Below are 610 nucleotides of genomic sequence, written 5' to 3'. Positions count from 1 at the left end.
AACAGCTTGCCATACAAACGTTTAGCAAGAACCTTGAACACATTCGGGTCCTTGTCGCTGACATTTGCACCAGTAAGTACAAACGCTATTATCTCGCCTCTGTCATTGCACGCAAGATGGAGCTTAAAGCCATGGCACCAACCCATTGTTCCTTTTCCGTCAGTGGCAATTCCCTTGAATACCTTATTGGCATATCTCCTGAGATTATGGCATACGGGTATCATCGTGGAATCAACGAATGTTATGCCGGTACATCTTCCGAAAGCTCCCAGATTAAGGAAGAACATGAGCTGGAAGAACACGCGGCTTTCCAACTCCACAAAGCGGTTGTACGACACAGCTTTCGGAAAATAAGACTTCATCGTACCCTTAATAAAGAACAGGTAGTAGTGCTTGAAATTGCGGAATGTACCGAAATGGAAATACAACAGAATCGTCATGATTTCACTGTCGGACAACGATGCTGCACGCCGTCTACGCTTCACTCCGCTATTGTCTTCCAGCAAATTTCCTGCATTTTCTGCATCAAAATGTTTGCAAAACTCGTCTATAATACAAAATAATTCTGTAACTTTGCAATCGGTAGTCATATTAAATATTTTTGTAACTA

Annotated in this window: 1 protein-coding gene; it reads right to left on the bottom strand. The window is 42.3% G+C overall.

All coding sequences use genetic code 11. The features are described from left to right. Positions 1 to 590: transposase (locus tag CIK93_RS12530; protein WP_144269548.1), on the bottom strand; the 590-nt coding region annotated here is incomplete at its 3' end. Between the last annotated feature and the right edge of the window lie 20 nt (positions 591 to 610).

It is taken from the genome of Prevotella sp. P3-92 (assembly GCF_002251205.1).
GTDB lineage: Bacteria > Bacteroidota > Bacteroidia > Bacteroidales > Bacteroidaceae > Prevotella.
Note: the sequence above shows the minus strand (reverse complement) of the source record. Positions and strands in the feature narration are given on the sequence as shown.